This is a genomic window from Streptomyces sp. NPDC127114 (assembly GCF_042677525.1).
Taxonomy (GTDB): domain Bacteria; phylum Actinomycetota; class Actinomycetes; order Streptomycetales; family Streptomycetaceae; genus Streptomyces.
In genome coordinates this window covers 153,160-177,602 of the sequence record NZ_JBHXTJ010000001.1, presented here as the reverse complement: position 1 = coordinate 177,602, position 24,443 = coordinate 153,160, and the positions used below count along the sequence as shown (strand labels likewise).

Genomic DNA, 24,443 nt, shown 5'->3' with positions numbered 1-24,443 from the left:
GCACCGTAGGAACTCCCGCTGGGGGAGGTTCAAGTACTCGCCGTCGTAGGCTCGTGCCCATGGGTCTGGACATCACGGTGCTGATCGCCGACTGGTCGTGGCTGAGCGCGGCTCCCGCCCCGGAGCGGCCGGGGCTGCTGCGTGACGCGTGGTACGACGACGCGACCGGGTTCTGGGAAGCCGACGCGCCCGTCACCGACGGCGGCTGGATCCTGCCGCGCGGCCCGCACCAGGACCGCTTCGCGCTCTACGAGTTCACGCGGACCACCAGTTCGTTCAAGCCGCACTTCTGGGCCGGCAGCCGCTGGGAAGACGTCCGCGACCACGTCGACCGGGCCCTGCGCGCCGACCTGGACACCGTGCTGCGCGGCTTGATCTGGGACGGCCCGGAGGGAGTCGAACTCCGTGTGGAGCGCGAGGTGTTCGGCGACGGGCCCGAGGTCTACGGCGTGCTCCTCGCCCGCACGCCGGCCGGCGTGCGGGAACTCGCCGCCGCCTGGGACCGGGCGGCGAGACGGCCGCCCGGACTCGGCGTGCTGCGGGCACCGTTCGACGCGCACGCCGCCGATCCCACCGGCTGGGTCGGCGAGTTCGGCGAGTTCGAACTGCTGCTGCGGGACTGGGGCCTGATCCTCACGGAGGCGGCTCGCAGGGGCTGGGCGGTCGTGGGGCTCAGTGAGTAGCCCGTCAGGCGCGGGATCCGGCGCCGGGGCAGGCGCAGGCGCGGTCTCGGGCGACGGGCTGTGGAGCATCGGCGAACTCGCCGAGCGCGCCGGAACCACCGTCAAGACCGTCCGCTTCTACTCCGACCGCGGCCTTCTGCCCGAGACCGGCCGCACGGGCGGCGGGCACCGGCGCTACGGACCCCCGGCACTGGAGCGACTACGGCTGATCCGCTCGCTGCGCACGCTCGACCTGCCGGTGACCGACGTGGGACGGGTGCTCGACCAGGACGACGCGCTCGAGGACGTCGTCGCGCGCCGGCTGCGCGAGGTCGGCGGCCGGCTCACCGCGCTGCGCTGGCACGAGGCCTCGCTGCGGCTCCTCCAGGACTGCACTCCGGCCGAACGTGCCGAACGGCTCCGGCTGCTCGGCGGGCTGTCCACGCCGCCCGACACGACCGCCCTCGCCCGGTTCTGGCGGCGCACCCTCCCCGTGCGGTTCCCGGCGCGGCTCGCGGCCTCGGTCGTGGAGGCGGCCGTGCCGCAGCCGCCGGACGATCCCACGCCCGCGCAGGTACTGGCTTTCGCGCGACTGCACGACCTGGTCGCCGCGGCGCCCGCACCCACCGTCCACCTGGCGGACGTGGCCCACCGGCCGGCCACGCTCTACGCCGGGCTCGCCGAGGCGTACGAGCTGGCCGCCGCAGAACGGGTCGCCGCCGAGCGGGCGGCCGCCGCCGCACTGGCCCCCGCACAACGGGGAGCCGAGCGCGCCGCCGCCGCGCGGGCCCTTCCCGAACGGGCCACCGGCGGACGAGCAGACGGCGAACCCGCAGACGACGACCGGACAGCCAGCGATCGGACAGCCAGCGATCGGACAGCCAGCGATCGGACAGCCAGCGACCGGACAGTCAGCGACCGGACAGTCGGCGCATCGGCCGACGGACCCCCGCCACCCGGCCCGGGAGGCCAGGCCCTCGGCCGCTTCGTGGCCGCCTACGCCGACGCGCTCGGCGCGCGTGACACCCCGGCCTTCCGTCGCCGTCTCGCCGGCCTCCTCGTCGCCGGCGCCGATCCGCTGATCGGCCGCTACTGGCAGCTCGCCGGCGAACTCCGCGGGGCGGCGGACGGCCCCACCGCCGGAGCCGTCCACGGCCGCCTGTGCCTCGCCCTGAAATCGGACCTCACGCGGCCGGAGCGGGCGGAATCCGTCCGGGCTTGGGGCGAGTGAACCCAGAAGGTCCTCCTCAGGCGAGGAGGGCCGCCGTGCACTGCTCGGTGAGGTCCTCGGCGTGCGGGGGCAGGGGGTTGCCCGCGCGCAGATGACGGCGGACGACGGTCAGCGGGAGTTCGACGAGCGCCAGGACGACGCGGTCCCGGGCCTGCTCGTCGCGGGCGCCCAGGGCCTCCGCCAGGCGGGCGAGCGCGGCGAACACGCGGCTGTTGCCGGCGTCGGCGCGTCGCACGTGCTCCTCGGACCAGTCGCTGCGGCCGAAGTCGGCGGCGCCGTACAGGAGGAGGGCCGCCTCGTCCGGGTGCTCGCGGCACCAGGCCACGACGTGCCGCGAGGCCGCTCGGGCGGCCGTGCGCGGGTCCGGTTCTCCGGTCAGGACCGCGAAATAGCCCTCCTGAAAGTGCTCCACGGTACGCAGCCACACCTCGGCGAGCAGTGCCGTGCGCCCCGGGAAGCGGTGGTACATCGAGCCGCTGGGTGCGCCGACGGCCTGGGCCACCGCCGACATGGTCACGGCGGCGGGGCCGCCGGAGGCCGCGAGCAGGACGGCGGCGTCGAGGAGCTGGTCCGTGTCGAAGCGGGGTGGTCTCGCCATGAATCAGAGAGTACTCTCCAATTAATTGGAGAGAGGTCTCCAATACTTCTCAGGGGAGGACCCATGGGCGTCTACAACGTGCACGAGCGCCTGCTGCCGATGAAGGAGAGCGAGGTGGGCGCGCTCATCGACGGCCTGGCGAGCGGTGAGGGCGACCGGCTCTGGCCCGGCGCCGCCTGGGGGCCGATGGAATTCGACCGCCCGCTGTCCGCCGGCGCGCGGGGCGGCCACGGGCCGGTGCGGTACATCGTGGCCGGGTACGCCCCCGGGCGCTGGATCCGCTTCGAGTTCACCGGGCCCCGCGGTTTCCACGGCTTCCACGAACTGGCCGTGCTCCCCGACGGCCCGGACCGGACACGGCTGCACCACACCCTGGCCATGGAGGCCAGGGGCCTGGCCCGGCTGACCTGGCCCCTGGCCTGGCGCCCGATGCACGACGCCTGCCTGGAGGACGGCCTCGACCGCGCCGAACTCGCCGGCACCGGCACCGTACGACGGCCGGCCCGCTGGTCGCCGTACGTCCGCCTGCTCCGCGCCGCGGCCGGCGCCGCGACGCGCCGGAAGACGGGTCGCCAGGACCGGCCCGCGGGCGGGCGCTAAAAGGTGTCTCCTCGATCAGGCCGGATCAGGGAGCGGCGTCTGGTGCCGGGCGTCACGAGCCCGGCATGATCGGCGCGACACCCCTAGGGGATCTCGGGCCGGTCCGGCGGACCGGCGTCCGGACGATCCTGGCCGCTCGCACCCCGGCGCGCCGCCGGTTCCGGGGTGCGGAGGTGCCGCAGGTGGGTCTCCGCGCGGTGCACGGTCTCCTGGTGGGTGTGGGTCAGGCCCAGTTCCCGTGCCTTCGTCAGGGTGAGTTCGGCCTCGGCGGTGCGGCCCAGGGCGAGCAGGGCCGCGCCCGCCGTGGCCGTCAGCATGCCGTGCCGGAGGCCCAGGAGGCCGTTGACGGTGTCGCCGTCGAGCGTGAGGCCCTGGTGGGCGCAGGCGAGCGCACCGGACGGATCGCCCGCCGCGAGCAGCTGCCGCGCGCGGTGCTCCAGGGCCAGCAGCTCGGTGATCACGTCACCGCCGTCCCGTACGAGCGCGGCGGCCCGGGCGGTGTGCGCCAGGGACTCCGGGGTCACACCGACCGTGTCGAGCGCCACCGCGAGATTGACCAGCGCGGTCGCCTCGCTGGACACGTCGCCCGCGCGGGCGGCCAGTTTCGGTGCCAGACGCAGGTGTGCCAGGGCCTCGGGGATCCGTCCGTCCTGGGTGAGCAGCCAGCCGAGCAGCGCCCGGGCGCGGGACTCGGCGTCCGGATCGTCCTCGCGCGCGGCCGAGTCGACCGCGGCCTCCAGGAGCGGCACCCAGCCGTCGTGGCTGTCCCACAGCATGTACGGCCACTGGAGCAGTGCGAGCCGCCAGGCCCGGTCGTGGTGGCCCGTCGCACGGGCGGCGGCGACCGCCGCGGCGAGGTTGTCGCGCTCCGCCGCGTACCAGAGCAGCGCCGCGTCACGGCCCGCGAAGTGCGGGGTCGCGGGGGGCGTGCGCACATCCGGCGGCACGGCGCAGCACGGCAGGTCGTCGGGCTCGGCGGCGCGAGCCGCGGCCATCGCGGTCAGCGTGTAGTGGTCGAGCAGCCGCAGCAGCGCCTCCTCGTCCGGGCGGAGCCCGCGGGCGTAGAGCCGTACGAGGTCGTGCAGCGTGTGCCGGCCCGGCGCGTACTCGGTGAGCAGATGCGCGTCGCAGAGCCGGTCCAACGCCTCGGCGGCGACCGCCGGCGGCCGGTCGAGCAGCGCCGCCGCCGCGTGCCGGTCGAGGTCCTGCCCCGGCAGCGCCCCCAGCTGACGGAACAGCAGGGCCGCTTCGTCCGGCAGCCCCTGCACGGTGTGCCGCAGCGCGGCCGGTACTCCCTGGCCCTCGCCGCCTCCGGAACCGTCCACCGAGAGCAGGGCCAGCCGCCGCTGTTCGTCGGCGAGTTCGGCGGCCAGGTCGGCGAGCCGCCAGTGCGGGCGGGCGGCCAGCTGGGCGGCGGTGACCCGCAGAGCCAGCGGCAGGCCGTCGCAGAGCGCGGCCAGCCGGTGCGCGGCGGCCGGTTCGGCGGCCAGCCGGTCGGCCCCCACCGCCGCCGCGAGCAGCGCCGCCGACTCGTCCGGACCGAGGACGCCGAGCGGCACCGGCCGGGCCAGCTCGCTCACCACGAGGCCGCCGAGCCGCAGCCGCGAGGTCACGACGGCCGCGCCGCGGGCCCCGGAGGGCAGCAGCGGCCGTGCCTCCTCGGCAGCGCGCACGTTGTCCAGGACGACGAGCACGGCCCGGTCTTCGGTCAGCGACCGGTAGAGCGCGGCGGCGGCCGTGGGCGACTCCGGCACCCGTCGCGGCGGCACGCCGAGCGCGAACAGGAACTCGCGCAGCACGTCGGGGGCGTCGAGCCCTTCGTCGGGACTGAAACCGCGCAGGTCGGCGTAGAGCACGCCGTCCTCGAACCGGTCCGCCCGAAGGTGCGCCCAGTGCAGGGCGAGCGCGGTCTTCCCGACGCCCGCCGGGCCGGTCACGATCGCGACCCCCGCGGTCTCGACCGCCGCGTCGAGCGCCGCGAGTTCCCGTTCGCGGCCCATGAACCCGCGCGGTGTACGGGGCAGCAGGTCGGGCGCGGGCAGCACCGCGGAGCCGGCGCCGGCGCCGGCTCCGAACGCCCCTGTGCCGAGGGTTCCCGTGCCCGTGGCTCCCGTGCCGGCGGTCGCCTCCGCCCAGGCGCGGGCTGCCCCGGCAGGGTTCGTGCCGGCGGGGTTCGCGGCGGTGGTGCCGCCGCCGGCCGGCGCGTCCACCGCGCCGGCCGGAGCCGCGAAGGGCGCGATCTCGTCGGCAAGGCAGGCTTCGGAGACGGCCTGGGCATGCCTCCGTCTGACGTCGTTGCCGTTGGGGTCCTCGGTGTCGCCGTCACCGTCGCCGTCGGTGTGTACGGCGGGCGTACGGCCGGAGGCGAGCACGGGGGAGTCCGGCGCCCCGGGGTGCGCGGGCCCCGGGCCCCGCGACGGGCCCGGCCCCGCGTCTCGCACCAGGCCCTGTGACGTGCCCGGCCCCGCGCCCGGCAACGCCCCCGTCACCACGTCCGAAACCGCGCCCGACACCCCGTCCGTCACCAGCCCCGGTGACGCGCCGCGTATCACGCCGGGTATGCCCCCGCGCAGGACGGCCTCGTAGGCGGCGCGGAGGGCCGGTCCCGGGTCGACGCCCAGTTCGTCGGCGAGCAGGGTGCGGGTGCGGTGGTAGCAGTCCAGGGCGTCGGACTGATGCCCCGTCCGGTAGAGGGACAGCATCAGGGCGGCCGTGAGGGACTCGCGCAGCGGGTTGGCGGCTGCCTCGGCGCGCAGCACCGCCGCCGCCCTGGTGTGCTCGCCGAGCCGGCCGTACGCCGCTGCCAGCTGCTCGACCGCGACCAGCCGGGTCTCCTCCAGGGCGTGCGCCGCCACCAGCAGCGGCTCGCTCGCCACCGTGCCGGTCAGGGCAGGCCCGCGCCACAGGGCCAGGGCCTCGCGGAGCATCAAGACCGCGTCTCCTGGGTGCTTCTGATGGCCTGCGAGCTGGACGAGCTCCTCGAACCGGTGGGTGTCGAGGAGCTCGTCCGGCATCCGCAGCTCGTAGGCCTGGGAGCGGGTCGCGAGCTCCACTCCGTACTCGCCCGCGCCGCCCTGCTCGAACAGCGCCCGGAGCCGGGAGACGTGTCCCTGGACCACCGTGCGGGCGCGGGCCGGCGGGCACTCGGCCCAGAGGGTGTCGATCAGCCGGTCGACGGGCACGACCGCGTTCGCGCGCAGCAGCAGCGCGGCGAGCACGCTGCGCCGCTTGGCGGGGCCGAGCGGCAACTCACCCGCCTCGGAAGTGATCGCCACCGTCCCGAGCAGGCGGAACTCCACCCGGCCCTCCTTCTCGCCTCGATCCGTGGGCCTCCCAGTATCTCCAACCCGCGGACCAGGTCTTTCGGCAGGAGGCCGGATTCGGACGCCGCGACGGACGGGAAGGACCGACCGAAGGAGGGGCGGGCTCGCGGGCTCAGGCGTTCGGGTCGAACGGGATGCCCGCCGGCTTGGCGCGGGACAGCGCGGAGGCGAAGTCGGAGTCCCGGATCTTGAGGGTGGCGGAACCGAAGTCCGCGCCCGTCAGCTTCTCCCGCAGGCCCGTCGGATAGCCGTTCCAGCCGACGAGCCGCGGGGAGAACCAGCGGCCGGTGGAGTTCTCGATCTGCTCGTCGGTGGAGTTGGCGAAGCGGTAGCAGTGGGTGGAGAGCCCGTCCTTGTGGTAGACGATCTTGGGGTGGGTGCCGTCGAAGCGCACCGAGGAGCGGGCGGCCACCTGGTAGCCGCTGTGCTGCGAGACCGACACGTACTGGACCTCGTTCCCGCTGATCCAGACGACGACGTGTTCCCAGTCGTGGGTGTGCCCGATCGCGAGGGGGCCCCACGTCGCCTGGTCCTTCTCGTAGTAGCCGGCGTAGACGACGGCGCACCAGCCGTTGTTGCACTTCGCGCGGGAGTAGCTGTTGGCCGAGGCCAGCTGGGCGGGGTCGTGGCACTGACCGCTGACCGTGCCGCCGAGCTTGAGGCCGGGGTTGAGGGTCCCGTCGGAGCCGATGGCGGCCGTCATGTAGCAGCCGTCGGTGTCGAAGTCGTAGGCGGGGGCGAAGGTCTGGTCGAGGCCGTCGGCGTTCTGCGGCAGGGGCGGGAGCACGGCGGCGTGGGCGGTGGCCGGGACGCCGACGACGAGGGCGAGGGCGCACAGGAGGGCGGCGAGCGCCGTCCGGCGGCGCCCCGGCGTGGAAGTCAGGTGCACGTCAACTCCTTGGGTGTGGGGGCGGGTCACCTTCGCAGCCGGGCGCGAGGAGCGTCAACCACCCGGCGGCGAATGGGTAGTTACGGATCGGCGGCGAGGGTCGGCGGGGTTGCGACGGGGGACGGCGGAGTGGGGGAGGGGGCGCGCGTCGGTGTGCTCGCGGCGTCAAGGCGCGGCGAGGACTTCGCCGGATCGTGCGGTTTCGCGCGTGAAGATCGCGGAACCCGGGGGGAGACACGGCAAGATCATGTGGGTCGGGATCGTTTCCGAACGGGAGCCGTGGGGGCTCCCGGATCCCGTGTCCGAGCGTCGTGCGCCGATATCGCCGCTCGCCGCCGCCCCCGGACGAGGCTCCGCTCCGGGGGTGGCACCAACGCTCACCTGGGACCGCCCCGTCGAGCGATGCGGAGCCTGGGATCCTCCTGACAGGATGTCAGTAGTGGCCGGAATGATGCCTGTACACGACTACCGGCCGGTTCTACTCTCAAGTCACTTTGCGCGTACCCCCCACCCCACCCGTCAGCCCGCGCGCAGAGGCACCGCGCACACGCACCGCGTATCCGCACCTCCTCGCTCCCCACACTCCGAAACCGAGGAGATCCCCATGTCCAAGCTGCTCTTCGCCGCGACCGGTCTCGCCGCGGCCACCGCGCTCACCCTCGGCGGCACCGGCACCCAGGCGGCCTCGACCACACTGCTTCCCGCCGGTCACTCCTTCGCCGCCAAACTCACCGGAAAGGCCACCTTCGTGGCCGGCTCCACCACCATGACCTGCACGGTCTCCGCCTCTGTGCCGACGACCGGCGCGAACAACCAGGTCCCCGCCGCGCCCGCAAACCACAACGACGCCGGACCCGTCTCCGCCACCATCAACCCGCCCACCTTCAGCGGCTGCTCGACCAGCATCACCGGCGTCAGCGTGACCGTCACCGCCAACTCCACCAACGGCGCCTGGACGCTCTCCGCCCAGAACGGCGCTCCGGCCACCGGCGGGTTCACCATCCCCAAGGGCGGCGTCGTGCTCAAGACCAGCGGATTCGCGTCCTGCACCATCACCGCCTCGCCCGCCGGGCCCACCGCCGTCAACGGCACCTGGACCAACGGCGCGCCGTCCGCGCTCGCCATCAGCGGCGCTCCCGTCCCGGCCACCGTCACCGGCGGTTTCCTGTGCCCGACCGGCAACCAGTCGGCCACCTTCACCGCCACCTACCAGATCACCGACACCACGGATCCCGCCCAGCAGATCACCGTGACCGGCTAGGGCCTGTCCGAGAACTGAGGTCCGTGTCCCGCCCCGCACCGTGACGATCACGGTGCGGGGCGGGGGATCTTTCGGCAGACCGGTGCGGTGCCGGGCCGTTGTCGCCCGGTCCCGGCCGATCCGTCGCGCGAGCGGCCGATCTTCGGCATCCTGGTGGCCTGAAGTGCGCGCCCGGAGCGACGAGTCGGGGCGCGGTGGGGTGATCCGGGGCGGGGGCCGCGGAGGGGGGAGCCGTAGCAGATGAGTACGCGTGGCGCGCAGGGCAGAGCCGACGACGAGGAGCTCGAGGAGGAGGCCGGCACCACCGCCGGCACCAGCACCGCCGGCACCACCGCTGACGGGGCCGCTGCCGACAGCGCCGCCGACGACGACAACGCCGGTGACGCAGACAACGCCGACCCCAGGGACCGGCCGCGGCCGCGCCGTCGGCGCCCCCGGGCGCGGACGGTGCTGCTCGGCGCGCTCGCCCTGCTGGTCGGGGCGGTGCTCCTGACCGCCGGCGCGGGCTACTGGGCGTACCAGCACTACACGGGCCGGGTGCAGCGGATCCCGCAGACCTTCCCGACCGACGCACCGGTGCCCGCCGCGTCCAAGGGCGGCCGGAACTTCCTCCTCGTGGGTCTCGACTCGCGGTCGGAGGTGCCCACGACCGGCAGCGACGCCAAGGGCAGGCTGTGGAAGTACGGCGACCAGCGCAGCGACGCGATGATGCTGGTGCACATCCCGGACGACCACTCCGCCGCCTACGTGGTGTCACTGCCGCGCGACTCCTGGGTGGACATTCCCGGCCGCGGCAGGGCGAAGCTCAACGCGGCCTTCTCGTGGGGCGGCCCGCCGCTGCTCATCGACACGGTGCAGCGGCTGACCGACGTCCGTGTCGACCACTTCGCCGTCATCGACTGGAACGGCTTCCGCAAGCTCACCGACGCCGTCGGCGGCGTCGACATCATCATGTCCGACGGGGAACGCCGGCACATGAACGGCGAGCAGGCTCTGGACTACGTGGGGGAGCGGAAGAACCTTCCCAACGGCGACTTCGACCGGACGCACCGCCAGCAGAACTACCTGCGCACGGTCCTGGAGAAGGTGATGGGCTCCGCGTCGCTCACCGACCCGGTGCGGCTGAAGGAAACCCTCGACATCTTCACCGAGACGGTGTCCGTCGACGAGCGGTTCGGAGACGGCGAGATGCGCGAACTGGTCTGGAACATGCGGGAGGTGAGGTCCGGCGACATGACCTTCATGAACGCGCCCGTGAAGGGCACCGGCATGGAGCGCGGACAGTCGGTGGTCCACCTCGACCGGGCCCGCTGCACCGCCCTGTGGCAGGCGTTCAAGGACGACACGGTGGCGGACTACGTGAACACCCACCCCATCGACCGGCTGCGACCCGCTACCAACTGAGGTTTCACCAGGGGGGCTTGACGGGGGCATTGGTCCAGTCCAATCTGTGACCGCTTCCCCTCCTCAACCCCCCTGGAGGTACGGTGCTCATCCGCAACCGCCTGGTGGCGTCGCTCGGTGCGTCGCTCCTCGGCGCGGCGGCCCTGGTCGCCCTTCCCACCCCCGCCCAGGCCGCCAACCTGCTGACGGACCCCGGCTTCGAATCCGGCGGCCTGACCGGCTGGACCTGCTCCGGCGGCCTCGGCTCGGTCGTCTCCACCCCCGTGCACGGCGGCACCAAGGCACTGGCCGGCGCCGCGAGCTCCTCCGACCACGCCAAGTGCTCCCAGACCGTGGCCGTCCAGCCCAACACGACCTACACCCTGTCCGGCTGGGTGCGCGGAAACTACGTCTACCTCGGCGTCGACGGCGGCACCTCGACCTGGACCGCGGCCGCGCCCTCGTACCAGCAGCTCTCGCTGCGCTTCACCACCGGCGCGTCGCAGACCAGCGCGACGGTCTACACCCACGGCTGGTACGGCCAGGGCACCTACTACGCCGACGACATCAGCCTCGACGGCCCCGGCGGCGGTGGCGGCACCGACACGCAGGCGCCGACCGCGCCCACCGGCCTCCGGGCCACCGGCACGACCTCGTCCAGCGTGTCGCTGTCCTGGACGGCCGCCACCGACAACGTCGGCGTCACGGGCTACGACGTCTACCAGGGCGCGACCAGGGTCAGCACCGTGACCGGCACCGGCACCACCGTCGGCGGACTCGCCGCGGGCACCGCCTACACCTTCACCGTCAAGGCCCGCGACGCCGCCGGCAACGTGTCCCCGGCGTCCAACGCCGTCACCGCCACCACCACCCAGGGCGGAGGAGGCGGCACCGGCTTCAAGCAGGCCGCGCCCTACCTCTACCTCGGCTGGGGCAACCCGCCCGCCCCGGCCACGGTGATGAACGCCACCGGCATCAAGACCTTCACCATGGCCTTCATCCTCTCCTCCGGCGGCTGCAACCCGGCCTGGGACGGGCAGCGCCCGCTCACCGGTGGCGTCGACCAGTCCGCCATCAGCGCGATCCGGGCCGCCGGCGGCGACATCGTCCCGTCCGTCGGCGGCTGGTCGGGCAACAAGCTCGGCCCCAACTGCTCGACCCCGGAGGCCCTCGCGGGCGCCTACCAGAAGGTCATCGACGCCTACGGACTGAAGTCCATCGACGTCGACATCGAGAACACCGACGAGTTCGAGAACGCGGCCGTCCAGGACCGCATCCTCGGTGCCCTGAAGATCGTCAAGGCGAACAATCCCGGTCTGCGGACCATCCTCACCTTCGGCACCTCGACCACCGGCCCGACCTCCTGGGGCAACCGGCTCATCGAGCAGTCCAAGGCGCTGAACGCGAACATCGACGTCTTCACCATCATGCCCTTCGACTTCGGCGGCGGCGCCGACATGTACGGAAACACGGTCAACGCCGCCGAGGGCCTGAAGAACAAGCTGAAGTCCGTCTACGGCTGGGACGACGCCACCGCCTACGCCCACATCGGCATCTCCGGCATGAACGGCCTCTCCGACCAGCAGGAGGTCACCACCACGGAGACCTGGACACGGATCCGCGACTGGGCGAACGGTCACCACATCGCCCGGCTGGCCTTCTGGTCCGTCAACCGGGACCGCGGCTGCGCCGGCGGCGGCGTGACCGAGACCTGCTCGGGCATCGCCCAGCCCGACTGGGAGTTCACGCGGATCACCGCCGGGTTCACCGGCTAGGCGTCGGGCCCTGACCGCTTGGCTCCGTCCGCCGGGGCCGGGCCCGTCTCCGGGAAGTGGCAGGCCACCTCCCTCGCCTCCCCCGCCGCGGTGATCCGCAGCGGGGGAGGCTCCTTCCGGCACACGTCCCGGGCCTTCGGGCAGCGCGGGTGGAAGGTGCAGCCCGGAGGCGGCGCGGCCGGGCTCGGCGGGTCGCCGTGCAGCACGACCCGCTCCCGGGCCCGCTCCGCCGCCGGGTCGGGCAGCGGAACCGCCGAGAGCAGCGCCCGCGTGTACGGGTGCGCGGGATCGCCGTACACCCGGTCCTTCGGACCGATCTCCACGATCCGGCCCAGGTACATCACGGCCACCCGGTCGCAGACCCGCTTCACCACCGACAGGTCGTGGGCGACGAAGAGGTACGCGAGGCCGAGCTCGGCCTGCAGCCGCTCCATCAGGTTCACGATCTGCGCCTGCACGGACACGTCGAGCGCCGAGACCGGCTCGTCGGCCACGACCAGACGCGGTCCCGTCGCCAGGGCCCGGGCGATGCCGATGCGCTGGGCCTGGCCGCCGGAGAACTCGTGCGGATGACGGTCCAGATGCTCCGGGATCAGACCCACCAGCTCCATCAGCTCGGCCGCCCGCCGCCGCGCCTCGGCCGCCGAACTCCCGTGCACGAGCAGCGGATCGGAGATGATCCGGGCCACCGTCCGGCGCGGGTTCAGCGAGGAGTGCGGATCCTGGAAGACCATCTGGAGCTCACGCCGCAGCGGCTTCAGGGCGCGCTGCGGAAGCCGGGTGATGTCCCGCCCGTCGTACGTCACGGAGCCGGAGGTCGGTTCGAGCAGCCGGACGATCAAACGCCCGGTCGTCGACTTGCCGCAGCCCGACTCCCCGACCAGGCCGAGGGTCTCGCCGGGCGCGATGTCGAAGGAGACGCCGTCGACGGCCCGGACCCGCGCGGCGCGCGGGCCGCGGCCCGGAAAGGTCATCGTGAGGTCGCGGACCGAGAGGAGAGGGGTGGTGCTCATGACGCGACGCCTCCGTACGCGGGGAAGTGACAGGCCGCCGGATGCGCGGCCGGGCCGGCGAGCGGCGGGCGCTCGCCCTCGCACCGGGCCCGCTCCTCGTCCGTGCCGAGGGCCGGCCGGGGGCAGCGGGGCGCGAAGGCGCAGCCCGGGGCGGGGGTGTGCAGGGACGGCGGGGAGCCCGGGATGGCCCGCAGCGGGGCGTCGTCCCGGTCGTCGAGCCGCGGCAGCGAGTCGAGCAGGCCCCGGGTGTACGGGTGCGCGGGCGAGCCGAACAGGCCGTCCACCGCTGCGCGTTCGGCCGCGCGGCCGCCGTACATCACCAGGACCTCGTGGGCGACCCGGGCCACCACACCGAGGTCGTGGGTGATCATCACGACGGCGAGCCCGCGCTCCGCCTGGACCCTGGCGATCAGCTCCAGGATCTGGGCCTGCACGGTCACGTCGAGCGCCGTCGTCGGCTCGTCGGCGATCAGCAGCTCGGGCTCGCAGACCAGCGCCGTCGCGATCATCACCCGTTGCCGCATGCCGCCGGAGAACTGGTGCGGATACTCGCCGGCCCGCCGCCGCGGCTCCGGGATGCCGACCTCGGCGAGCGCGTCGACGGCCAGCCGCCGGGCGACCGCGCGACGCGAGCCGAAGTGCACCCGGTGGTGCTCGGCGATCTGCTCGCCCACCGTGTAGTACGGGTGGAGGCTGGACAGCGGGTCCTGGAAGACCATCGCCATCCGCCGGCCGCGCAGCCGGTTCAGCTCCCGCTCCGGGAGGCCGACCAGCTCGCGCCCGTCGAGGACGATCGAGCCGGACACCCGGGCACCGGTGTGCAGGCCCATCACCGCCAGCGAGGTGACCGACTTGCCGGAGCCGGACTCGCCGACGATGCCGAGGGTCCGGCCGCGCGGCACGTCGAAGGAGAGCCCGTCCACGGCGCGCACCGGGCCGTGCCGGGTCGGGAACTCGACCGTGAGGTCGCGGACCGACAGAAGGGGTTCGGCCTCGGGCATCAGTACCTCACACGCGGGTCGACGACGGCGTACAGCAGGTCGACGCACAGGTTGGCGACGACGATGAAGGTGGCGGCGAGCAGCGTCACCCCGAGGATCACCGGCTGGTCGCCGGTGGCGAGCGCCCCGTAGAAGAGCCGTCCGACGCCCGGCAGTCCGAAGATGGACTCGGTGATCACGGCGCCCGCGAGCAGTCCGCCGAGGTCCATGCCGAAGATGGTGAGGATCGGGGTCATGGCGGCCCGCAGTCCGTGCTTGACCACCACGGTCCGCCGCGGCAGGCCCTTGGCCCGGGCGGTGCGGATGTACGGCTCCGCCATCGACTCGATCATCGAACTCCGGCTCTGCCGGGCGTACATGGCCGCGTAGAGGACCGCCAGCGCCAGCCAGGGCAGCAGCAGGTTCGAGGCCCAGGAGAGCGGGTCGGCGCCGAACGGCACGTACTGCGGGTACGGCAGCAGCCCGGTCACCCGGATCAGCCCGTAGATCAGCATCACGGAGGTGAAGTAGACGGGCAGGGAGGCGGCGGCGACCGCGCCGACCATCAGGGCCCGGTCGGTGAGCGTGTCCTTGCGCAGGGCCGCGGTCACGCCCGCTCCGAGGCCGAGCGCCAGCCAGATCACGGCCGCGCCGACGGCGAGCGAGGCGGAGACCGGGAGCCGGTCGACGAGCAGGTCCCAGACCGGCTGGCTGTTCTCGTACGAATAGCCCAGGCACGGGAAGGCGCAGTCCAGCGCGTACGGGCCGCTGCCGACCGTGCGTCCGGTGAAGACGCCGGTCACGAAGTCGCCGAACTGCCGCCACAGCGGCTGGTCCAGGCCCATGTGGGCGCGGATCGCGGCGAGCCGTTCGGTGCTGCACGACTTGCCGCAGGCCGCGGCGGCCGGGTCGGAGGGCAGGACGTAGAAGATGAGGAAGGTGATGGCGGCGACGGCGAGGAGCACGCCGAGCACCCCGAGCAGCCGGCGGCCGAGGTAGAGGATCACGACCGGCCTCCCCGGGGGTCGAAGACGTCCCGCAGCGCGTCGCCGAGCAGGGTGAAGGCGAGGACGGTGAGGAAGAGACACAGGCTCGGCACGGCGAAGTACATGGGGTCGGTGTCGTAGAAGGCGACGCTCTCGGCGATCATCTGGCCCCAGGACGGCGTCGGCGGCCGCACGCCGACGCCGAGATAGCTGAGCGCGGCCTCGGTGGCGATCATCCCGGGCACGATCAGGGTGGTGTAGGCGATCACCGGGCCCGCGACGCCCGGCAGCACCTCCCGGGTGAGGATGCGCCAGTCGGAGGCGCCGCTCACCCGGGCCGCGTCGACGTACTCGCGGTGCTTGAGCGACAGCGTCTGGCCGCGCACGATCCGGGCGATGCCGGGCCAGCCGAAGAGGCCGATGACCAGGACCATCAGCAGGATCCGGTTGACGTCCCTGGCCACGGACATCATCGCGATCATGAAGATGAGGGAGGGGAAGGACATGGTGAGGTCCATGAGCCGGGACAGGACGGTGTCGGTGCGTCCGCCGAAGTAGCCGGCGGCGACGCCTGCCGCGACGCCCGCGACGACCACGATGGCGGTCGCCGCGAAGGCGATGAGCAGCGAGACCTGGGCGCCGTGCACGACCCGGGCGAACAGGTCCCGGCCGGTGACCGGTTCGACGCCGAGCCAGTGCTCGGCGGAGATCCCCCCGAGCGGTCCGAGGGGCAGTCCGCCGAGGTACGGGTCGACGGCCGACGCGTCGAACTCGTCGGGGCGCCAGCCGCCCAGCCGGCTGAGCAGCGGGGCGGCGACGGCGATCAGGGCGAAGAGGGCGACGACGGCGAGGGCGACGACGGCGGAGGTGCGGCGGCGCAGCTCGGCCAGGGCGAGCCGCCAGGGGCTGCCGCCCGCGGCGGCCCCGGCCTCCCGCTGCTCCTTCGCCGTGTCCGGTGATGCGGAGACGGTGGTCATGTGCGGGATCAGCTCCCGCTCTTGGACGGGTCCTTGAGGCCGACCGTCGCGTAGTCGAGCTGGCCGCCGAAGGAGGTGTGGCCGAAGGCGCCCGCGATGTTCGGGCCGACGAGGAGCGGCATGCGCTCGACGACGACGGGCGCGGTGGGGGCCTTCGCCAGGATCTGTCCGTCGAGTTCCTGCCAGGCCTTGTTGGCCTGGGCGGCGTCGGTCATCGCGGCGATCTCGTCCATCCGCTTCATGGTGGCGTCGTCGCGGAACAGGGAGTGGTTGCCGGAGTTGCCCTTCTCCTTGATGTAGCGGCCGTCGAAGACGAAGGGCAGGAAGGTGGAGCCGGAGGGGTAGTCGGGGCACCAGCCGGTGTAGGTGAGGTCGGTGCGGTTCTTGGTGTCGCCGATGGTGTCGTAGAAGGCGGACGGGTCGACGGTCTCGATGACCACCTTGATGCCGGCCCGGCCGAGGGACTGCTGGACGGCCTCGGCGACGGCCTTGTCGCCGGTGGAGACGGTGATGCTGGTGGAGAAGCCGTCGGGCTTGCCGGCCTCCTTGAGGAGCTGCCGGGCCTTCGCCACGTCACCGGTCGGCGGGATCTTCAGGGTGTCGGGCTGCTTGCCCCCGGAGAAGAGGGAGCCGGGCATGAGCGCGGTGGCCGGGTCGTTGAGCGCCGGCCCGCCGGAGGCGGTGAGGACGGCCTGCCGGTCGAGGGCGTACTGCACGGCCTGACGGACCTTCACGTCGTCGAAGGGCGCGCGGCCGGTGTGCATCTGCACCATCTCGGTGCAGTTGGTGGACTCGGCGAGGAGGCGCGCCCTGACGTCGGGCTTGGTGAGGACCTTGGGCGTGCTCTCGGGGCGGAGCTTGACCCAGGGCACGGCGGAGGCGTCGGCGCCGGATCCGGTCACCAGCCGGTCGTCGATCTGGTTGCCCTTGAGGCCCATGGTGACGACGATCCGGTCCGGGTAGGCCTTGCGCACGCCGTCCGTCGCCGGGTCCCAGTGCGGGTTGCGGACCAGGACGAGCTGCTTGTCGCGGGCGTACGACTCGATCTTGTACGGGCCGGAGGAGAACGGGCGGTTGTCGTACTGGGGGCCCTTGTCCTGGGCCTTGGGCACGGGGGCGAAGGTGGGCAGCACCGTCGCGTAGGGGAACTCGGCGAAGGGCTTGCGCAGTTCGAAGACGATGGTGCGGTCGTCGGGCGTCCTGATCGAGTCCAGGTGCCTGCCGCCGGCCGGGCCCTGGTAGCCCTCGGCCCCGGCGAGGTAGCGGGCCGCGTAGTCGGGCCCGCCGGGGAGGTCGGGGGAGAAGGACCGCTCGACGTTGTACTTGACGTCCTGCGCGGTGACGGGGGAGCCGTCCTCGTACCTGAGGCCCTTCTTCAGGCGGAAGGTCCAGGTCTTGGCCCCGTTGGAGGAGGTGCCCAGGTCCTCGGCGAGGTCGGGGGTCAGCTCGCCGCCCTTGGTGCCGGGTTCGGACTTGTACGTGACGAGGGTGCGGTAGAGCAGCCGGGTGCCGAAGTCCATGTCGCCCATCACCCAGTTGCGGGCGGGGTCGAGATGCGTGAAGTCCTGGTTGGACAGCACGGTGAGGGTGCCGCCCTTCGCGGGCGTGCCGCCGACGACCTTGCCGAGGTTTCCGGTCGCCGGGTTGGCGCCGGTGCGCCCGGGTCCCGCCGCGGGGCCGGTGCCGCCGCCTGAGCAGCCGGCCGCGCCGAGGGAGAGGGCCGTCAACAGGGCGACGGCGAGGGCGTTTCGCTTGTGCTGGTCCATCAGGAGTCACTCCGAGGTGGGCGGTTCGGTCGGCCGCGCAGCAGGGCGGCGTGGCCAAAAATGTGACCCGTAACATAGTAATGTGAAATTGTACTGCGCAAGCCCTCGGACACGACAGAGAAGGTTCGACGCATGACCGTCATCTCCCGCAACCCCGCCGACCCGGCCGACCGGCTCGTCGACATCCCGGCCCCCGGCGCCTTCGCCGCGGCGGACGCGGTCGAGCGGGCCCGGGCCGCCCAGCCCGGCTGGGCGCACGGCGGGGCCGCCGCCCGCTCGGCCGCCCTCGGTGCGGTCGCCACCGCGATCGAGGCCGCGAGCACCGAACTCGCCGAGCTCGCCGTACGGGAGGTCGGCAAGCCGGTCACGGAGGCCCGCGCCGAACTCGCGCGCACCGTCGCCCTCTGGCGCTACTACGCCCAGGCGCCCTACGAGCCCACCGGCGCCGTCCACGAGACGGCGAGCGGCCCGGGCCTGCTGCTCACCCGGCGCCGCCCGCACGGGGTGGCCGGGCTCGTCACGCCCTGGAACTTCCCCTTCGCCATTCCCAGTTGGAAGGCGGCGCCCGCCCTCGCCGCCGGGAACGCCGTCGTCCTCAAGCCCGCTCCCCAGGCCACGGCCTGCGCCCTGCGGCTCGCCGAACTCGTCGGACAGGCGCTGCCGGAAGGCGTGTTCACCGTCGTGCCCGGAGGCGCCACCGAGGGCGGCGCGCTGGTCTCCGCCGCCGACATCGTCTCCTTCACCGGCTCCTCCGCCGTCGGCCGCGACGTCGTGCGCACCGCGACCGCCCGAGGCATCCCCGTGCAGGCCGAGATGGGCGGCCTCAACGCGGCGATCGTCCTCCCCGACGCCGACATCCCGCGGGCGGCGGCGCAGATCGCCGCCTCCGTCGCCGGATACGCGGGCCAGAAGTGCACCGCCACCAGCCGCGTCGTCGCCGTCGGCGGCGCGCTCGACCCGCTGCGCGACGCCCTGGCCGAGGCGCTGCGGGCCCTCCCCGTCGGCGACCCCGCCGACCCGGCCACCGTGTGCGGCCCGCTCATCTCCGAGGCCGCCCGCGCCGAGACGCAGGCGGCCTGGCAGGGGCTCTCCGTGCTCGCCGGCGGCACCGTCCCGGACCGCACCGGCTGGTACGCGGCGCCGACCCTGGTCGAGAAGGCCGCCCCCGGCCACCGGCTGCTGCGCGAGGAGGTCTTCGGGCCCGTCGCGGTCCTGCTGCCCGCACGCGACCTGGACCACGCCGTGCGGATCACCAACGCCGCACGCTACGGACTGGTCACCTCGGTCCACACCGCGGACCTGACCGCCGCCCTGGACGGGCTCGACCGGCTCGACACCGGCATGGTCCGGATCAACGCACCGACCACCGGAGTCGACTTCCACCTCCCGTTCGGCGGCGCCAAGGCCTCCGGCCACGGACCGCGCGAACAGGGCCGGGCCGCCCTGGACTTCTACACCTCGTCCCGCACGTACACCCTGTCGCCGGGCTGACGGGCGCCGCTCCGATGGCGGTCGCGCCGGGGCCGACGCAGCATGGAAGAGAGCCGGTTCCCTTCCATGCTGCGAACGCCGCGAAACGCCGCGACCTCGGGAGCGACCATGCCCATGCTGCTGATCAAGGGATCGTTCCATCTCTCCGGCCGTACCAGCCCCGACGGTGACACGCTTCCGTTCGTTCCCGACTACGTGGGGGAGTGGAAGCTCGTCGGAGGGTGCAGGAAGCCGCAGCCCACGCGGGAGGGCCGGGTCAACGTCCGCCTCGAAGGCGTCGACGCGCTGGAGACCCACTACGACGGCGTCTACGGAGAAGTCGAGCGCCAGCCGCGGGAATTGGGCGACGCCGCCACGAACGCGCTGCTCGAGTGGCTCGGTTTCCGCGACATCCGGCGCGTTCCCGACCCCCAGCACCCCGGCGTCGAGAACATCACAGCGACCCCCGACCGGGTCCCGGGCTTCATCCTCACCCGCGGCACCGACGTCTTCGGGCGCTGTGTGGCGCTCGTGGGCAAGGGCGCCCCGCCGGGGGCCAGCGGCTACGAACTCGACGTGCGCGACAAGCTCGTACGGGAGACGGCCAATCACCACATGCTGGCGGAGGGCCTCGCCTACCCCACGTTCTACGCCGGTCTGCCCAGGGACCTGCGCGAGGTGCTCGCCGAGGCGGCCCTGCAGGCGAAGACGGCACCCGGGAAGGGCGTGTGGAAGCGCGACGCGAACGGCGAGACGGTCGACGCGACCCTCAGGGGAGCCAAGGTCGTGGACATGACCTCGATCACCCAGGGCGCGGTCATCCTCCCGAAGCTCTTCCGCCGCCTGAAGGAGTACCTGTCGCTGGGACACACCACCCTGGACTGCTTCCCGGCCTACCTGGGCGGGAACATGGACGCCTTCCGCATCCTGCGACCCACCCCGAGCCCCGGCGAGCTGGTCGGTCTGCACAACGTGGTCAAGGTGGTCAACGGCGGGACCGTCCTCATGACCCATGCCGCGGAGGACCTGCTCTTCGTCGAGAAATGAGCACCGCATGAGCGCACTCGTCGCGGTCGCCGGCGCGACCGGCCGGATCGGCCGGCGCGTCACCGGACTGCTCGCCGAGGCCGGCGTGCCGGTGCGCGCGCTGGGCCGCGACCAGGCCAAGCTCGACCGGCTGCCGACCGGTGACACGAGGACGGCGTCCTACGACGACGCCGGCGGGATGCGGGCCGCGCTCGACGGCGTGGACACGCTCTTCCTCGTCTCGGCGCACGAGGGCCCGGGCCGGGTCAGGACGCACGCCACCGTGGTGGACGCGGCCGTCGTCGCCGGGGTGCGGCGGGTCGTGTACCTCTCGTACCTGAACGCCGCGCCGCACGCCACCTTCACCTTCGCCCGCGACCACTGGCACACGGAGCAGCACATCCGCTCCACCGGCGTGACCTTCACCTTCCTGCGCGACAGCACCTACCAGGCGGACCTGGCAGCGATGGCGTCGCCCGACGGCGTGCTGCGCGGCCCCGCCGGCGACGGCCGGGTGGGTGCCGTCACCCACGACGACGTCGCCGAGTCGGCCGCGGCGGTGCTGCGCGCCACGGGGCACGAGCACGACAGCGTCACGTACGACATGACCGGCCCGGAGGCGCTGAGCTTCGCCGAGGTCGCCGCCGCGCTGACCGCGGCCAGCGGGCGCACGGTCACCTACGTGCCCGAGACCCGCGACGAGGCCCACGCCTCGCGCGCCGGCTACGACGCGCCCGACTGGCAGGTGGAAGGCTGGATCACCTCGTACGAGGCGGTGGCCGCCGGCGAGATGGACGACGTGTCCGACGATGTCCGCGTCCTGACCGGGCACCCGCCTCAGGCCTTCGCGGACTTCCTCGCGGCCAATCCGCGGAGCTACCGGCACCTGCTGCCGCGGTGACGCACCGGGACCACGCCGTACCGCCACCCCGGTGAATCGCTCACATGTTCGGTTCATCGTCTACGCTGGATCCATGACAGCGGCACGACCCGGCATCACCGCCTTCCAGGGCTCCCTCTTCGACCAGGGCACCGACATCGGACCCGGCCCCCTGGACGGCATCCGGCGCACCGAGCTCGGCGACGGCGCCTGGGTCGACCATCTGCCCGGCTGGCTCCACGGCGCCGACGCGCTGTTCGAGGAACTGGCCGCGAAGGTGCCCTGGCAGGCCGAGGAACGGCGCATGTACGACAACGTGGTCGCCGTCCCGCGCCTGCTCGCGCACTACGGGGAGGGCGTCCCGCTCCCGCACCCGGCGCTCACCGAGGCCCGCGACGCGCTCGGGGCCCACTACGCCCGGGAGCTGGGCGAGCCCTTCGCCACCGCCGGACTCTGCCTCTACCGCGACGGCCGCGACAGCGTCGCCTGGCACGGCGACCGCACCGGCCGTTCCGCGACCCACGACACGATGGTGGCGATCCTCGCCCTCGGCGACCCGCGGGACCTCGCCTTCCGCCCGCGCGGCGGCGGCCCCGTCGCCCTCCGGCTGCCGTCCGGCCACGGCGACCTGCTGGTCATGGGCGGCTCCTGCCAGCGCACCTGGGAACACGCCGTGCCGAAGACCACCCGCGCCGTCGGCCCGCGCATCAGCGTCCAGTTCCGCCCGCGCGGCGTGCGCTGACCGCTCGCGGCCGAAGCGGCAGGTCAGGCCAGCTGGCGGCGGGCCAGCTCATGGAACGGGCCGGCCGGGTCCGCGAGGAGCTCGGCCGGAGTGCCCTGCTGCACGACCCGGCCCTCGGCCATCACGACGACCCGGTCGGCGCCCATCACCGTCGACAGGCGGTGGGCGATCACGACCCGGGTCGCCCGCAGCGCCCGGGTGGACTCGATGACCACCCGCTGGGCCTCGTTGTCGAGGGCGCTCGTCGCCTCGTCGAGGAACAGGATCCGCGGCCTGCGGATCAGGGCCTGGGCGATCATCAGCCGCTGGCGCTGCCCGCCCGAGACGGTGCCGCCGCCGTCGGAGAGCATCGTGTGCAGGCCCATCGGCATCGCCCGCACGTCCTCGGCGAGACCGGCGAGCGCGACGGCCTCCCAGACCTCCTCCAGGGTGTACGCCTCCGCGCCGCGCACGCAGTCCAGGATCGAGCCGGTGAGCGGCTGGGCGTGCTGCAGCACCACGCCGCACTGGCGGCGCACCGCCGCCTGGTCGAGCGCGGCCAGGTCCTGGCCGTCGTAACGCACCACTCCCTCCGTGGGCCGGTCGAAACCGATGAGCAGCCGCAGCAGCGTCGACTTGCCGCAGCCGCTCGCCCCCACCACCGCCACGAACTCCCCGGCTCCGACGGTGAGATCGACGCCGTCGAGCACCAGCGGACCGTCGTCGCCGTACCGGTACGACAACTGCCGGGCCTCGATCGCGCCGCTCAGCACGCCCGGGCGGGCCGCTCCTCCCCGCACCTCGGGCGCCTCCCGAAGGATCGGCTCGACCTGCTCGAACACGGGCAGCACGGCGGCGACCGACAGGAACGCACCGGTCAGCTGGGTGACCGAGGCGAGCAGCATCGTCAGCGCCGTGGAGAAGGTGAGGAAGCCGGCCGCCGACATCGTGCCCCGGGCGGGACCGGCGAGCAGCACGAACATCACCAGGGTGCACAGCGGCAGGCACACCGCGCCGATGACGGTGACGGCGTTCTGGATCCGGCCGGCCCGCTGCTGCAGCACCCGGGTCCGCGCGAACTCCCGCGCCCAGGCCGCGTAGGCGAAGCTCTCGGCCGCCGCGACCCGCAGCTTGGGCAGCCCCCGCAGGGTCTGGAAGGCCTGGTTGTCGAGCCGGTTGCCCAGCTCGACGAGCCGCCGCTGGTGGCGCAGCTGCCACAGGCCGAGGCCGAGCAGCACCGCCCCGACCACGAGCAGCATCGCGAGGGCCACGAGCGCCAGCCGCACGCCGTGCGTGAGCAGGAGCACGAGGTTCACCGCGCCGACCGCGCCCGCCTGGAGACAGACCGGGGCCACGCCGGACAGCATGCGGCGGATGACACCGATGCCGAGGGCCGCGTTGGCGAGCTCACCGGTCGAGCGGCCGGTGAAGAAGGTCGTCGGCAGCCGCAGCAGCCGGTCCCAGACGGCCGGCTGGAGCGTGGCCTCGATCCGGCCCTCCATCCGCAGCAGGGCGACGTTCTGCAGCAGCATGAACGCGGCCGACACCACGGCCGCCGCGACGAGCGCCAGCGCCGTCCGCACGATCAGGCCGCTCTCGCCGGCCGGCACGTAACTGCCCAGGATCCGACCGGTCGCCAGCGGCACCGTGGCGCCGAGGACCACCGACACCAGACCGGCGAGCAGCAGGTCCCGCACCTCCTGGCGGGTGCCGCGGGCGCAGAACCGCAGCAGCCGTGCCAGACCGAGCCGGCCCTCGGGCAGCGGCCGGTAGAACATCACCGCCCGGTCCTCGAACCCGGCGGCCGCGTCGGCGCCGATCCGCTCGCGCCGCCCACCGGGGCGGTCGACCGCCACGTAGCGGCCGCGCCGCCACAGCAGCGCCACCGGCGCTCCGTCCGGCTCCCGGCGGCCCACCAGGGGGCCCGCGTTCTCACGCCACCAGCGGCCGCGCAGCGCGACCTCGCGGGTGCGCACGCGGGCGGCGAGCGCGATCCGCTCCACCGGGTCGAGCCGCTCGTCACCGGCCGCCGCGGTACCGGCGACCGTCTCCGGCAGGGCGATGCGGGCGTCCGCCGCGACGAGCCGGCATACGGCGAGCGTGGCGTCGGCGTCGCCCCCGCCGCGGGTCCGCCCGCCGTGCCGGCCGAGGGCGGCGAGCAGCGTACGGTCGGCCTCGCTGCCGGCCGCCCGGCCCGCCGCGAGACCGGCCGCCGTACGGTCCTCCTGCGCCCGCTCCCGCTCCTCGATCCAGTCGTCCAGGGCGTACAGCAGCCGGTACTGCTGCTCCACCATGCCCTGCCACAGCGCCGCGTCCACGAGCAGGGTGCCGGCCGCGGCCGCCTCGTACACCGCTCCGTACGCCAGGCTCCCCGGCGGGACCCGCATCCACATGACCTCGTCGTCCGTGACGGCACCCTGCTCGCCGGTCCGGTCGTCGAGCGGAGCCTCGTACAGGACCCGCAGGCCGCGGCCCACGCCGAGCGCGAAGGCGTCCTCCAGCGGGCTCGCGGCCGGCGCGCCGGCTCCGTACCAGCCCTGCGGCCCCTGCCAGGCGGCGTCCCCGGCGCCGTACTCCCCGCCCCCGTACGCCGCCGGCTCCGGCCGGTGCAGCTCGCGCAGTTCGACGCGGCGCAGCAGGCACTCCGCGGAAGGGCGGCCGACCAGGGTGTGCCGAGGGCCCTCGGCGGGCCCGAGCAGCAGCGCGCCGGTGCCGACCCGGCCGAGGAAGTGCCAGGCCCCGGCGCGAGCCGCGTCCACCGCGAACAGGTCGAGGCTGCCGTGCACGACCAGCCACAGCACGGACGGTCCCTCCAGGGACAGACTGCGCAGGCCGGAGCAGTCCACGCCCGCGCCGAGCCCGCCGAGCGCGGCGAGCACCGGGTCCTGCGGGTACGCACCGG

General features: G+C 73.8%; 19 protein-coding genes. 10 read left to right on the top strand and 9 right to left on the bottom strand.

Annotated features, from left to right (window positions below; all coding sequences use genetic code 11):
* Nucleotides 1-59: 59 nt before the first annotated feature.
* Nucleotides 60-683 carry a hypothetical protein gene (locus ACFVGS_RS00765; protein ID WP_384409275.1) on the top strand — a complete coding sequence of 208 codons (624 nt, stop codon included), beginning with the start codon at nucleotides 60-62 and terminating at the stop codon, nucleotides 681-683.
* Nucleotides 676-1,893, top strand: a complete 1,218-nt coding sequence (locus ACFVGS_RS00760) for a MerR family transcriptional regulator (RefSeq protein WP_385688989.1) — start codon at nucleotides 676-678, stop codon at nucleotides 1,891-1,893. Before ACFVGS_RS00765 ends, ACFVGS_RS00760 begins: the two co-directional genes overlap by 8 nt.
* Nucleotides 1,894-1,909: 16 nt before the next feature.
* On the opposite strand, the gene ACFVGS_RS00755 is transcribed toward ACFVGS_RS00760, so the two are convergent.
* Nucleotides 1,910-2,491 (bottom strand): TetR/AcrR family transcriptional regulator, encoded by a 582-nt coding sequence (locus ACFVGS_RS00755; RefSeq protein ID WP_385688986.1) that lies wholly within the window; start codon nucleotides 2,489-2,491, stop codon nucleotides 1,910-1,912.
* Nucleotides 2,492-2,554: 63 nt separating this feature from the next.
* Here ACFVGS_RS00755 and ACFVGS_RS00750 point away from each other — a divergent pair, with 63 nt between their 5' ends.
* Complete coding sequence (locus ACFVGS_RS00750; RefSeq protein ID WP_385688983.1) at nucleotides 2,555-3,091, top strand: SRPBCC family protein; 537 nt, start codon at nucleotides 2,555-2,557, stop codon at nucleotides 3,089-3,091.
* 83 nt (nucleotides 3,092-3,174) lie between these two features.
* On the opposite strand, the gene ACFVGS_RS00745 is transcribed toward ACFVGS_RS00750, so the two are convergent.
* The gene (locus tag ACFVGS_RS00745) at nucleotides 3,175-6,390 is read right to left on the bottom strand and encodes a BTAD domain-containing putative transcriptional regulator (RefSeq protein ID WP_385688981.1); all 3,216 of its coding nucleotides are present in this window, start codon (nucleotides 6,388-6,390) and stop codon (nucleotides 3,175-3,177) included.
* 136 nt (nucleotides 6,391-6,526) lie between these two features.
* A complete protein-coding gene (locus ACFVGS_RS00740; RefSeq protein ID WP_385688978.1) occupies nucleotides 6,527-7,303 on the bottom strand; it encodes an NPP1 family protein in 777 nt (258 codons plus the stop codon).
* A 604-nt stretch (nucleotides 7,304-7,907) separates the two neighbouring features.
* Between ACFVGS_RS00740 and ACFVGS_RS00735 the strand changes: the two genes are divergently transcribed.
* The 3 genes from ACFVGS_RS00735 (at nucleotide 7,908) to ACFVGS_RS00725 (ending at nucleotide 11,722) form a co-directional block, all read left to right on the top strand.
* Entirely contained in the window at nucleotides 7,908-8,564 is a 657-nt protein-coding gene (locus ACFVGS_RS00735; protein WP_384407250.1) for a hypothetical protein, read from the top strand.
* A gap of 240 nt (nucleotides 8,565-8,804) precedes the next feature.
* Entirely contained in the window at nucleotides 8,805-9,968 is a 1,164-nt protein-coding gene (locus ACFVGS_RS00730; RefSeq protein ID WP_384407249.1) for an LCP family protein, read from the top strand.
* Nucleotides 9,969-10,051: 83 nt separating this feature from the next.
* Nucleotides 10,052-11,722, top strand: a complete 1,671-nt coding sequence (locus ACFVGS_RS00725) for a carbohydrate binding domain-containing protein (protein ID WP_384407247.1) — start codon at nucleotides 10,052-10,054, stop codon at nucleotides 11,720-11,722.
* Here ACFVGS_RS00725 and ACFVGS_RS00720 read toward each other — a convergent pair.
* Genes ACFVGS_RS00720 through ACFVGS_RS00700 form a run of 5 tightly spaced genes read right to left on the bottom strand, consistent with a single transcriptional unit; the run spans nucleotide 11,719 to nucleotide 17,444 of the window.
* Nucleotides 11,719-12,735 (bottom strand): ABC transporter ATP-binding protein, encoded by a 1,017-nt coding sequence (locus ACFVGS_RS00720; RefSeq protein WP_385688974.1) that lies wholly within the window; start codon nucleotides 12,733-12,735, stop codon nucleotides 11,719-11,721. The two genes, ACFVGS_RS00725 and ACFVGS_RS00720, sit on opposite strands and share 4 nt — an antisense overlap.
* The gene (locus ACFVGS_RS00715) at nucleotides 12,732-13,736 is read right to left on the bottom strand and encodes an ABC transporter ATP-binding protein (protein ID WP_385688971.1); all 1,005 of its coding nucleotides are present in this window, start codon (nucleotides 13,734-13,736) and stop codon (nucleotides 12,732-12,734) included. Before ACFVGS_RS00715 ends, ACFVGS_RS00720 begins: the two co-directional genes overlap by 4 nt.
* The gene (locus tag ACFVGS_RS00710) at nucleotides 13,736-14,722 is read right to left on the bottom strand and encodes an ABC transporter permease (protein ID WP_384407241.1); all 987 of its coding nucleotides are present in this window, start codon (nucleotides 14,720-14,722) and stop codon (nucleotides 13,736-13,738) included. Before ACFVGS_RS00710 ends, ACFVGS_RS00715 begins: the two co-directional genes overlap by 1 nt.
* On the bottom strand, nucleotides 14,719-15,678 hold the full coding sequence (locus tag ACFVGS_RS00705; protein WP_384407239.1) for an ABC transporter permease: 960 nt from the start codon (nucleotides 15,676-15,678) through the stop codon (nucleotides 14,719-14,721). Before ACFVGS_RS00705 ends, ACFVGS_RS00710 begins: the two co-directional genes overlap by 4 nt.
* Nucleotides 15,679-15,686: 8 nt before the next feature.
* Nucleotides 15,687-17,444, bottom strand: a complete 1,758-nt coding sequence (locus ACFVGS_RS00700; RefSeq protein ID WP_385688967.1) for an ABC transporter substrate-binding protein — start codon at nucleotides 17,442-17,444, stop codon at nucleotides 15,687-15,689.
* A 132-nt stretch (nucleotides 17,445-17,576) separates the two neighbouring features.
* Here ACFVGS_RS00700 and ACFVGS_RS00695 point away from each other — a divergent pair, with 132 nt between their 5' ends.
* The 4 genes from ACFVGS_RS00695 to ACFVGS_RS00680 all read left to right on the top strand — a co-directional run bounded on the left by ACFVGS_RS00695 (nucleotide 17,577) and on the right by ACFVGS_RS00680 (nucleotide 21,562).
* Nucleotides 17,577-18,935 carry an aldehyde dehydrogenase family protein gene (locus ACFVGS_RS00695; protein ID WP_385688964.1) on the top strand — a complete coding sequence of 453 codons (1,359 nt, stop codon included), beginning with the start codon at nucleotides 17,577-17,579 and terminating at the stop codon, nucleotides 18,933-18,935.
* Between the two features lie 108 nt (nucleotides 18,936-19,043).
* Nucleotides 19,044-19,961, top strand: a complete 918-nt coding sequence (locus ACFVGS_RS00690) for a thermonuclease family protein (RefSeq protein WP_385688962.1) — start codon at nucleotides 19,044-19,046, stop codon at nucleotides 19,959-19,961.
* 7 nt (nucleotides 19,962-19,968) lie between these two features.
* Entirely contained in the window at nucleotides 19,969-20,841 is an 873-nt protein-coding gene (locus ACFVGS_RS00685) for an NmrA family NAD(P)-binding protein (RefSeq protein WP_385688959.1), read from the top strand.
* A gap of 73 nt (nucleotides 20,842-20,914) precedes the next feature.
* Nucleotides 20,915-21,562: an alpha-ketoglutarate-dependent dioxygenase AlkB gene (locus ACFVGS_RS00680; protein ID WP_385688957.1), complete on the top strand. Its 648-nt coding sequence runs from the start codon at nucleotides 20,915-20,917 to the stop codon at nucleotides 21,560-21,562.
* Nucleotides 21,563-21,585: 23 nt separating this feature from the next.
* Here the strand turns inward: ACFVGS_RS00680 and ACFVGS_RS00675 are convergent, their stop codons facing one another.
* Complete coding sequence (locus ACFVGS_RS00675; RefSeq protein WP_385689499.1) at nucleotides 21,586-24,420, bottom strand: NHLP bacteriocin export ABC transporter permease/ATPase subunit; 2,835 nt, start codon at nucleotides 24,418-24,420, stop codon at nucleotides 21,586-21,588.
* Between the last annotated feature and the right edge of the window lie 23 nt (nucleotides 24,421-24,443).